Origin of the sequence: Bacillus sp. GC_Bacil_1 (assembly GCF_026540675.1) — a bacterium.
Lineage (GTDB): Bacteria > Bacillota > Bacilli > Bacillales > Bacillaceae_G > Bacillus_A > Bacillus_A cereus.
Genome location: NZ_JALNUG010000029.1, coordinates 37,414 through 48,193 on the forward strand (window position 1 = coordinate 37,414; position 10,780 = coordinate 48,193).

Consider the following 10,780-nt stretch of genomic DNA (forward strand, 5'->3'; position numbering starts at 1 on the left):
AGTAAAACTAGTATTAAAAATTGAAATAGAGAGCAATCTTTTTGTAAAATGATGAGGATAGGAAAGCTGATTATATAAGTATGTGTGATATGATGTTTTTATAAGTTTTATACATACTACACAAATATAGATTAAATAAGATAAGTGGTGAGAATATGATTTTTGTATTGGATGTAGGGAACACAAATGCTGTACTAGGCGTGTTTGAAGAGGGGGAACTTCGTCAGCATTGGCGCATGGAAACAGATCGTCATAAGACAGAAGATGAATATGGAATGCTTGTAAAACAGTTACTTGATCATGAGGGTCTTTCGTTTGAAGATGTGAAAGGTATTATTGTGTCTTCAGTCGTACCACCAATTATGTTCGCTTTAGAACGTATGTGTGAAAAATATTTTAAAATTAAACCGCTTGTAGTAGGGCCTGGAATAAAAACGGGGCTAAATATTAAATATGAAAATCCACGTGAAGTAGGCGCAGATCGAATTGTAAATGCAGTAGCGGGAATCCAATTGTATGGAAGTCCACTTATTATTGTTGATTTTGGTACGGCTACTACATATTGTTATATTAATGAAGAAAAGCATTATATGGGTGGAGTTATTACGCCAGGAATTATGATTTCAGCAGAGGCTTTATATAGTAGGGCAGCAAAACTTCCTCGTATTGAAATTACAAAACCGAGCAGTGTTGTTGGGAAGAATACAGTAAGTGCGATGCAATCAGGTATTCTTTATGGTTATGTAGGACAAGTGGAAGGTATTGTTAAGCGTATGAAAGAAGAAGCTAAACAAGAACCGAAAGTTATTGCAACAGGTGGATTGGCGAAATTAATTTCAGAAGAATCGAATGTAATTGATATTGTAGATCCATTTTTAACGTTAAAAGGCTTGTATATGTTATATGAGCGTAATGCAAATTTACAGCATGAGAAAGGTGAATAAATAAGTATGAAAGATTATTTAGTAAAAGCGTTAGCGTTTGATGGAGAAGTACGTGCGTATAGTGTACGTACAACGAATACAGTAAGTGAGGCACAAAGACGTCATGATACATGGAGGACAGCTTCGGCGGCACTTGGTCGTTCTTTAACTGCAGGTACAATGATGGGTGCGATGTTAAAAGGTGATCAAAAGTTAACGATTAAGGTAGAAGGTAATGGTCCGATTGGCCCTATCTTAGTAGATGCTCATGCAAATGGGGATGTACGTGGCTACGTAACGAATCCACATGTTGATTTTGAAGGAACGGAACAAGGGAAATTACGTGTATATCAAGCGGTAGGTACAGAAGGGTTTGTAACAGTAATTAAAGATATTGGTATGCGTGAGCCGTTTATCGGTCAATCTCCAATCGTTTCGGGAGAACTAGGGGAAGATTTCACGTATTATTTCGCAGTTTCTGAGCAGACGCCTTCTTCTGTTGGTGTGGGTGTACTTGTAAATGGAGATGACAGCGTATTAGCGGCGGGTGGATTTATCCTTCAAATTATGCCGGGCGCACAGGAAGAAACAATTTCATTCATTGAAGATCGTTTGCAAAAAATCCCGCCTGTATCAACATTGATCGAACAAGGTCTTTCTCCAGAAGAGCTACTATATGCAGTCCTTGGAGAAGATAAAGTAAAAGTATTAGAAACAATGGATGTTCAATTTAATTGTACGTGCTCACGTGAACGTATTGAGAGTGTGTTAATTAGTTTAGGTAAAACAGAGTTAGAGCAAATTCGTGAAGAAGAAGAAGAAACAGAAGTTCATTGTCATTTCTGTAATGAACGATACAAGTTCTCTAAAGAAGATATTACAAATTTAATTGAGAATTTGTAATAAGGGGATTAACCCTCCGAATAGATTGACAAACAGGGAATTTTCTGACAAAATCTAAATATAGATAAAACCAATAAAAATACTCGGTGTTAGGAGTGACAGGAATGCGAGTGGCACAATCAGTTTCAGAATTAATCGGGAAAACGCCGATCGTTAAGTTGAACCGCATCGTAGAATCAGACAGCGCAGATATATACTTAAAACTAGAATTTATGAATCCAGGGAGTAGCGTTAAAGATCGTATTGCACTAGCTATGATTGAAGATGCTGAAAAAAAGGGATTGTTAAAAGAGGGCGATACAATCATTGAGCCAACAAGTGGTAACACAGGGATTGGTTTAGCGATGGTAGCGGCTGCTAAAGGATATAATGCAATTTTAGTAATGCCAGAAACAATGAGTATTGAGCGTCGTAATTTATTACGTGCTTACGGTGCTGAATTAGTATTGACTCCAGGTCCTGAAGGGATGGGTGGAGCAATTCGTAAAGCGACTGAATTAGCGAAAGAGCATGGCTACTTTATACCACAACAGTTCAAAAACCAATCAAATCCAGAAATTCACCGTTTAACAACAGGTCCAGAAATTATTGAACAAATGGGCGACCAATTAGATGCGTTTATTGCAGGTATTGGTACAGGTGGAACGATTACTGGTGCTGGTGAAGTGCTGAAGGAAGCGTATAAAGATATTAAAATTTATGCAGTAGAACCTGCAGATTCACCAGTATTATCTGGGGGGAAACCAGGTCCACATAAAATCCAAGGAATTGGGGCGGGATTTGTTCCGGAGACGTTGGATGTAGAAGTATATGATGAAATTATTCAAGTGAAAACAGAGCAAGCATTTGAATATGCGAGAAGAGTGGCTAAAGAGGAAGGTATTTTAGTTGGTATCTCTTCAGGCGCAGTTATTTATGCAGCAACAGAAGTTGCGAAAAAGTTAGGTAAAGGGAAAAAGGTACTTGTTATTATCCCGAGTAACGGTGAACGTTATTTAAGTACACCACTTTATCAATTTGAATCATAATTAAATGCGATTGAAAAAGCATCCTTGAAAAAGGATGCTTTTTCTTTTTGGATTGGAAATAGGAAAAGAGTGAATGACTAGAAAACTTCATGTAAAATAAGAGGTAGTATAATTAAATTATTTTCACTAGCCTTCGAGTATAATCAATCTCTATATAAATAACTTATGTAGTTGGAGCTGGTTCATCTAAGAGGGTGGGATAAAAGAAGACGGGGTGTTGATATGCAACGAAGGAAATCTTTAGCGCTTTCTATTCCATATCAGTTAGATTTCTTTAAGCAATATAAATTTCTTTCTCAGGATAAGCCGCAACATATTTTGCTGGAAAGTGGACGTGGCGGTCGTTATAACATAGTGGGTTTAAACCCGGTAGCGGTAATCCAAGGGAAGGGTGAAAAGTTACATATAAGTGAAAGCGGTAAGGAAACAATAAAAAGAGGGAATCCATTAGATTTAATGCAAGAATATATGGAGAAATGGAAAACAGACTACAATCCAGAGTACCCGCCTTTTCAAGGTGGTGCAATTGGCTACTTTAGTTATGATTGTATCCGTTATATCGAAAAACTCCCTTCTCTTGCAGAGGATGATCTGAATATACCCGATATATACTTTTTATTATTTGACGATGTGTTTGTCTATGATCAAAAAGAAAAGCTATTGTGGATTATTACACATTATGTAGATAAGCATGCAGAAGCAGAAGAACGTTTAAATGAATGGAAGGATCTTTGGGTGGCAGAAGTGCCTGAAGTGACTATGCCGTTTGAACGTCCTAAAAAGAAAAATGAAGCGGTTGCCTTTACAGAAACAGGCTTTATGAAGGCAGTTGAATGTATTCAAGAATATATTGGAGCGGGTGATGTGTTCCAAGTAAACTTGTCGACTAGACAAGAAAGAACTTTACAAACGCATCCACTAGAAATTTATACAAGTCTTCGTGAAATTAATCCATCTCCATATATGGGTTACCTGGAGCTTGGGGATTTTCAAATTGTTAGTGGATCGCCAGAGTTGTTAATTAAGAAACAAGGAACTGAAGTAAGTACAAGACCAATTGCTGGAACGAGATCTAGAGGCGCGGATGAGCAAGAGGATGAAGAATTAGCAAGAGAATTAATTGAGAACGAAAAAGAAAGAGCAGAGCATGTAATGCTTGTGGATTTAGAAAGAAATGATTTAGGGCGTGTTTGTAAATATGGCACTGTAGAAGTAGATGAATTTATGGTAATTGAGAAATACTCACATGTTATGCATATTGTTTCTAATGTGCGTGGTGAGGTGGAAGAAGATAAAGATGCTTTTGATTTAGTGAAGGCTGTATTCCCTGGTGGAACAATTACTGGTGCCCCGAAAATACGTACAATGGAAATTATTGAGGAATTAGAACCTGTTCGCCGAGGGATTTATACAGGTTCAATCGGTTGGATTGGTTATTCTGGAGATACAGAATTGAATATTGTAATTAGAACACTTCTTGCTAAAGATGGAAAAGCTCATGTACAAGCGGGGGCGGGAATTGTAATTGATTCAAATCCGGAAAACGAATATAAAGAGTCGTTAAAAAAGGCGATTGCTTTATGGCGTGCAAAAGAACGTAGCGAAGAAACGGTTAGGTGAGAGAAATGATATTAATGATTGATAATTATGATTCTTTTACATTTAATTTAGTGCAGTTTCTTGGAGAACTTGGACAAGAGCTCGTTGTTAAACGTAACGATGAAGTGACGATTTCAGATATCGAGAATATGAAACCAGATTTTCTAATGATTTCTCCAGGTCCATGTAGTCCTAATGAAGCGGGGATTAGTATGGAAGTTATTAAATACTTCGCGGGGAAGATTCCGATTTTTGGAGTTTGTTTAGGGCATCAATCTATTGCACAAGTGTTTGGTGGAGAGGTTGTTCGTGCAGAACGATTAATGCATGGGAAAACTTCGCTTATGCATCATGATGGAAAGACGATTTTTTCGGATATTCCTAATCCGTTTACTGCGACGCGCTATCATTCCCTTATTGTTAAGAAAGAGACGTTACCAGATTGCTTAGAGGTAACATCTTGGACGGAGGAAGGGGAAATTATGGCACTTCGTCATAAGACATTGCCGATAGAGGGTGTGCAATTCCATCCGGAATCTATTATGACTTCTCATGGGAAAGAGTTATTGCAGAATTTCATTCGTAAATACAGTCCAAGTGCGACATTATGTTAATTTACGTAAATGGTCAGTATGTAGAAGCAAGTGAAGCGAGAATTTCTCCTTATGATCATGGTTATTTATATGGTCTTGGAGTTTTTGAAACGTTTCGTATTTATAATGGTCATCCTTTCTTATTGGATGATCATTATGACCGTTTAATAGAGGCGCTGGATACATTGCAAATTAAATGGACAATGACAAAAAATGATGTGATGCTTATTTTGAAAGATTTACTCGCTAAGAATGAATTGAAGCATGCATATGTACGTTTTAATGTATCGGCAGGTATAGATGAAATAGGATTACAAACGGAAATATACGAAGAGCCTTCGGTTATTGTTTTTATAAAACCTTTAACAGCTCCAGGAGATGTAGTAGAAAAAGAAGGTGTTATTTTAAAACAAGTGCGAAATACACCGGAAGGGACATTTCGCCTGAAGTCTCATCACTATTTAAATAATATTTTAGGTAAGCGTGAAATTGGAAATGTTGTGAGCAAGGAAGGTATTTTCCTTACTGAAGCAGGTTATGTTGCAGAGGGTATTGTTTCGAATCTATTTTTTGTGAAAGGTGATGTTTTATATACACCTTCGTTAGAGACAGGTATTTTAAATGGTATCACTCGTGCGTTTATTATAAAGAGTGCTGAAGAATTAAATATAGAAGTAAAGGAAGGTTTCTTTACAAAAGATGAGCTACTTTCAGCGGATGAAGTCTTCGTAACAAACTCCATTCAAGAAATTGTTCCGCTTTATCGTATAGAAGCGCAGGATTTCCCGGGTAAAGTAGGAGTGGTTACAAAAAGTTTAATGTACCTTTATGGAATGCAAAGAGAGAAATTATGGAGCAGAAATGAATTACGAAGAGGAGATGTGTAGTTTGAAGTGGGATTATGATTTACGCTGCGGCGAATATACATTGAATTTAAATGAAAAGACATTAATTATGGGGATTTTAAATGTAACACCAGATTCGTTTTCTGATGGTGGGAGTTACAACGAGGTAGATGCTGCGGTACGTCACGCAAAAGAAATGCAAGGTGAAGGTGCTCATATTATTGATATTGGTGGCGAATCTACTCGCCCAGGTTTTGCTAAAGTATCAGTAGAAGAAGAAATAAAGCGAGTCGTCCCGATGATTCAAGCAGTTTCAAAAGAAGTAAAATTACCTATATCTATCGATACATATAAAGCTGAAGTTGCAAAACAAGCAATTGAGGCTGGTGCTCATATTATTAATGATATTTGGGGGGCGAAGGCGGAGCCGAAAATTGCTGAAGTCGCAGCCCATTATGATGTACCCATCATTTTAATGCATAACCGTGATAATATGAATTATCGTAATTTAATGGCGGATATGATTGCTGATTTGTATGACAGTATTAAAATTGCTAAAAATGCTGGTGTGCGAGATGAGAATATTATTTTAGATCCAGGTATCGGTTTTGCTAAAACACCGGAGCAGAACTTAGAGGCGATGCGTAATTTAGAACAGTTAAATGTGCTAGGTTATCCGGTTCTCTTAGGTACTTCGAGAAAGTCCTTTATTGGGCACGTATTAGATTTGCCAGTAGAGGAACGCCTTGAGGGAACGGGAGCTACTGTTTGTCTTGGTATTGAAAAGGGCTGTGAGTTTGTTCGTGTCCATGATGTGAAAGAAATGGCGCGTATGGCTAAAATGATGGATGCGATGATTGGTAAGGGGGTAAGGTAATTGGATAAAATTTATATCCATGATATGGAATTTTACGGTTATCATGGTGTGTTTCCAGAGGAGAATAGATTAGGTCAGAGATTTAAAGTTGACTTAACGGTGGAGTTGGATTTAAAGCGTGCAGGGGAAAGTGATGACTTAGAGCATTCTGTCAATTATGGAGAGCTTTTCGAATTATGTAGAAAAGTTGTTGAGGATAGAAAGTATAAGCTTGTGGAGAGTATCGCTGAAAATATTGCTGCAGATATATTAAAGCAATATAAAAGGATTTCACGGTGTACAATTAAGGTGATTAAACCAGATCCGCCGATACCGGGCCATTATCGCGCTGTAGCAGTAGAAATTACGAGAGAACGTCCATGAATAATATAGCGTACATTGCATTAGGGTCAAATATTGGAGAGCGTTATACGTATTTAACTGAAGCCATTCAGTTTTTAAATAAAAGTCCGTATATTCAAGTTGATGATGTTTCGTCAGTGTATGAAACTGATCCAGTTGGCTATACTGACCAAAGTTGTTTTTTAAATTTAGTTATAAAAATTTCTACCAATTTATCACCGCAAGAATTATTGAAAGTAACACAAAAAGTAGAAAATGACCTAGGAAGAAAAAGGGAAATTAGGTGGGGGCCGAGGACTATCGACCTTGACATTTTACTTTATAATCAAGAGAATATTGAAGCAGAGAATCTTATTGTTCCGCATCCGCGGATGTTCGAAAGAGCTTTTGTTATCGTTCCGTTGTTAGAGATTAATCAAGATATAAAACAAAACATTTCACGTTCACAAGTAGAAGAAATGAAAAGGCGAGAGGGAGTAACGGTATGGAAGCAGAAAAATGGGGAAGACGCATTCGTGCTTTTCGAAAGCTAAAAGGCTACACGCAAGAAGGTTTTGCTAAAGAATTAGGGGTATCAGTATCTGTTTTAGGTGAAGTTGAGAGAGGGAATCGATCGCCTTCTCAAGATTTTGTAGTAGAAGTTGCTAAGGCGTTAAATGTTTCGATAGATGAATTAATGCCAAGGTGACTGTGCAGGAAGGAGTAGGTTGATTGTTAAAGATTGCAAATATTGAGATGAAAAATCCGGTTGTATTAGCACCGATGGCGGGAGTTTGTAACTCTGCATTCCGTTTAACAGTTAAAGAATTTGGTGCAGGTTTAGTTTGTGCTGAAATGGTAAGTGATAAGGCAATATTACTGAATAACAAAAGAACATTAGATATGTTATATATTGATGAGAGAGAAAAACCATTAAGTTTACAAATTTTCGGTGGAGAGAAAGAAACGCTTGTAGATGCTGCGAAATACGTAGATAAATATACGACAGCAGACATTATTGATATTAATATGGGTTGCCCAGTACCGAAAATCGTTAAATGTGATGCGGGGGCAAGGTGGCTTCTAGATCCAAATAAAATATACGAAATGGTAGCAGCGGTTGTAGATGCTGTTGAAAAGCCGGTTACGGTTAAAATGCGTATCGGTTGGGATGAAGAACATATTTTCGCAATAGAAAATGCTAGAGCTGTTGAGCGTGCTGGCGGACAAGCTGTGGCGGTTCACGGACGTACGCGAGTGCAAATGTATGAAGGGAAAGCAGATTGGGATATCATTAAACAAGTAAAGCAAGCTGTGAATATCCCGGTTATCGGAAATGGTGATGTCGAAACACCGCAAGATGCGAAGCGTATGCTTGATGAGATTGGTGTAGATGGTGTTATGATTGGTCGTGCAGCTCTTGGGGATCCATGGATGATTTATCGTACGGTAAAGTATTTAGAGACAGGTGAATTAATGCCGGAACCAACAGTCCGTGAGAAAATTGATGTATGTATGTTGCATCTAGATCGTCTTATCGATTTAAAGAACGAAAATGTTGCTGTAAGAGAGATGAGAAAGCATGCGGCTTGGTATTTAAAAGGTGTTCGTGGTAATGCGAGTGTGCGTAATGGTATCAATACTTGCAACACGCGTGAAGACCTTGCGAATGTATTAGGTGCATTTGTAGAAGAAGTAGAGGCGAAACAACAAACAATTTACGTTGGTTAATAAGGAGGACGGAGAAGATTGACATTCTTCTACACACTTCCTATAATTACGTGAAAGAAAGAAGAACTGCCAGTTAGTTGCTGGCAGTTTTTCTAGTTGAGTAGAAAATGCTATACTGTATATATTGTAAAAATTAATAGAGCTGGAGTGATATCAATATCATGGATAACATGAACCACGAAGAATTAAACGACCAATTGCTTGTTCGTCGTGAAAAGCTACATAATTTACGTGAGCAAGGAATCGATCCGTTCGGTAAACGATTTGAACGCACAAATTCAACAACCGACTTAGTAAGTCTATATGGAGAATTCTCTAAAGAAGAATTAGAAGAGAAGGAAATCACGGTTTCTATCGCTGGTCGTATTATGACAAAACGCGGTAAAGGAAAAGCTGGATTCGCACACATTCAAGATTTACACGGACAAGTTCAAATTTACGTTCGTAAAGATACTGTTGGAGATGAAGAGTACGAGTTATTTACGACAGCAGATTTAGGTGACTTAGTAGGTATTGAAGGTAAAGTGTTCAAAACAAACGTTGGAGAACTTTCAGTAAAAGCAACAGGATTTACGCTTTTAACGAAATCTCTTCGTCCATTGCCGGATAAATACCATGGATTAAAAGATGTTGAACAAAGATACCGTCAACGTTACTTAGACTTAATTACAAGTATGGAAAGTCGTGAAACATTTGTTACTCGTAGTAAAATCATTCGTGAAATGAGAAGGTATTTAGATGACAACGGTTATCTTGAAGTAGAAACGCCTATGATGCACGCGATTGCGGGTGGAGCATCTGCTCGTCCTTTCACTACGCATCATAATGCGTTAGATATGGAATTATATATGCGTATCGCAATTGAACTTCATTTAAAACGTCTTATTGTGGGCGGATTAGAAAAAGTTTATGAGATCGGCCGTGTATTCCGTAATGAGGGTGTATCAACTCGTCATAATCCTGAGTTTACGATGATTGAATTATATGAAGCGTACGCTGATTATAATGATATTATGAAACTAACAGAAAATATGGTTGCTCATATTGCGAAAAAAGTATTGGGTACAACAACGATCCAATATGGTGATTATGAAATTAATCTAGAACCAGAATGGACACGTCTTCATATGGTAGATGCAATTAAGCAACACTCTGGAGCGGATTTCTGGACTCCGATGAGTGTAGAAGAAGCGCGTGAGCTTGCAAAAGAACATAATGTAGAAATTAAGGATACAATGGAAGTTGGGCATATCATTAATGAGTTCTTCGAGCAAAAAGTAGAAGATAAATTAATTCAACCAACATTTATTTACGGTCATCCGGTAGAAATTTCGCCACTTGCGAAAAAGAATGACGAAGATCCACGATTCACAGATCGTTTCGAGTTATTTATCGTTGCACGTGAACATGCAAATGCATTCACTGAGTTAAACGATCCAATTGATCAAAAAGAACGTTTTGAAGCTCAATTAAAAGAGCGTGAGCAAGGTAATGACGAAGCTCACATGATGGATGATGATTATATCGAAGCTCTTGAGTACGGTATGCCTCCTACGGGTGGATTAGGAATCGGTATTGATCGTCTAGTTATGTTATTAACAAATGCACCATCTATTCGTGATGTATTATTATTCCCTGCTATGCGTCATAAACAAGACTAAGCTTTGGAGATTTCTCCAAAGCTTTTTTTATTTGAGTATGAGTTGCGTGGGTATAATAGATCTTGCTGGTGCGAGAAATTATATTTATATAGAAGAAATGTGCTGTTTTTATACTTTTTTACTAAGTTAAAAATTTTATTAGAAAAACTATTGCATTTTAATAATTAAACTGGTATATTTATATCCGTTGCCACGAAAGGTAACAAGCAAAACAAACGAAAAACAACTTATTGAAAAAAGTTGTTGACGAAAATATAACAAAATGTTATATTGATAAAGTCGCTTGTGAGCGAAAACGT

At 37.3% G+C, this 10,780-nt stretch carries 12 protein-coding genes; all 12 read left to right on the plus strand.

The annotated features are described in order from the left end of the window. Positions 1-155: 155 nt before the first annotated feature. The 12 genes from OXT04_RS28020 (at position 156) to lysS (ending at position 10,481) form a co-directional block, all read left to right on the plus strand. Positions 156-944 (plus strand): type III pantothenate kinase, encoded by a 789-nt coding sequence (locus OXT04_RS28020; RefSeq protein WP_000578365.1) that lies wholly within the window; start codon positions 156-158, stop codon positions 942-944. A 6-nt stretch (positions 945-950) separates the two neighbouring features. Beyond that, the gene (gene hslO, locus OXT04_RS28025) at positions 951-1,826 is read left to right on the plus strand and encodes a redox-regulated molecular chaperone HslO (RefSeq protein ID WP_000656367.1); all 876 of its coding nucleotides are present in this window, start codon (positions 951-953) and stop codon (positions 1,824-1,826) included. A gap of 104 nt (positions 1,827-1,930) precedes the next feature. Next, a complete protein-coding gene (gene cysK / locus OXT04_RS28030) occupies positions 1,931-2,854 on the plus strand; it encodes a cysteine synthase A (protein ID WP_001261712.1) in 924 nt (307 codons plus the stop codon). 222 nt (positions 2,855-3,076) lie between these two features. Next, positions 3,077-4,474: an aminodeoxychorismate synthase component I gene (pabB, locus tag OXT04_RS28035; protein WP_016513294.1), complete on the plus strand. Its 1,398-nt coding sequence runs from the start codon at positions 3,077-3,079 to the stop codon at positions 4,472-4,474. A 5-nt stretch (positions 4,475-4,479) separates the two neighbouring features. Beyond that, a complete protein-coding gene (gene pabA / locus OXT04_RS28040) occupies positions 4,480-5,067 on the plus strand; it encodes an aminodeoxychorismate/anthranilate synthase component II (RefSeq protein ID WP_000602297.1) in 588 nt (195 codons plus the stop codon). Beyond that, positions 5,061-5,933: an aminodeoxychorismate lyase gene (pabC, locus tag OXT04_RS28045; RefSeq protein ID WP_016513295.1), complete on the plus strand. Its 873-nt coding sequence runs from the start codon at positions 5,061-5,063 to the stop codon at positions 5,931-5,933. Before pabA ends, pabC begins: the two co-directional genes overlap by 7 nt. Further along, a complete protein-coding gene (folP, locus tag OXT04_RS28050; RefSeq protein WP_002103948.1) occupies positions 5,908-6,768 on the plus strand; it encodes a dihydropteroate synthase in 861 nt (286 codons plus the stop codon). The genes pabC and folP overlap by 26 nt, the downstream gene beginning before the upstream one ends. Continuing rightward, on the plus strand, positions 6,769-7,131 hold the full coding sequence (gene folB / locus OXT04_RS28055) for a dihydroneopterin aldolase (RefSeq protein ID WP_000358069.1): 363 nt from the start codon (positions 6,769-6,771) through the stop codon (positions 7,129-7,131). Further along, positions 7,128-7,643, plus strand: a complete 516-nt coding sequence (gene folK, locus OXT04_RS28060) for a 2-amino-4-hydroxy-6-hydroxymethyldihydropteridine diphosphokinase (RefSeq protein WP_001059456.1) — start codon at positions 7,128-7,130, stop codon at positions 7,641-7,643. Before folB ends, folK begins: the two co-directional genes overlap by 4 nt. Further along, on the plus strand, positions 7,595-7,798 hold the full coding sequence (locus tag OXT04_RS28065; protein ID WP_098284605.1) for a helix-turn-helix domain-containing protein: 204 nt from the start codon (positions 7,595-7,597) through the stop codon (positions 7,796-7,798). Before folK ends, OXT04_RS28065 begins: the two co-directional genes overlap by 49 nt. 23 nt (positions 7,799-7,821) lie before the next feature. Then, positions 7,822-8,820 carry a tRNA dihydrouridine synthase DusB gene (gene dusB / locus OXT04_RS28070; protein ID WP_000912249.1) on the plus strand — a complete coding sequence of 333 codons (999 nt, stop codon included), beginning with the start codon at positions 7,822-7,824 and terminating at the stop codon, positions 8,818-8,820. Between the two features lie 161 nt (positions 8,821-8,981). After that, the gene (lysS, locus tag OXT04_RS28075) at positions 8,982-10,481 is read left to right on the plus strand and encodes a lysine--tRNA ligase (protein ID WP_000369686.1); all 1,500 of its coding nucleotides are present in this window, start codon (positions 8,982-8,984) and stop codon (positions 10,479-10,481) included. Positions 10,482-10,780 lie beyond the last annotated feature (299 nt).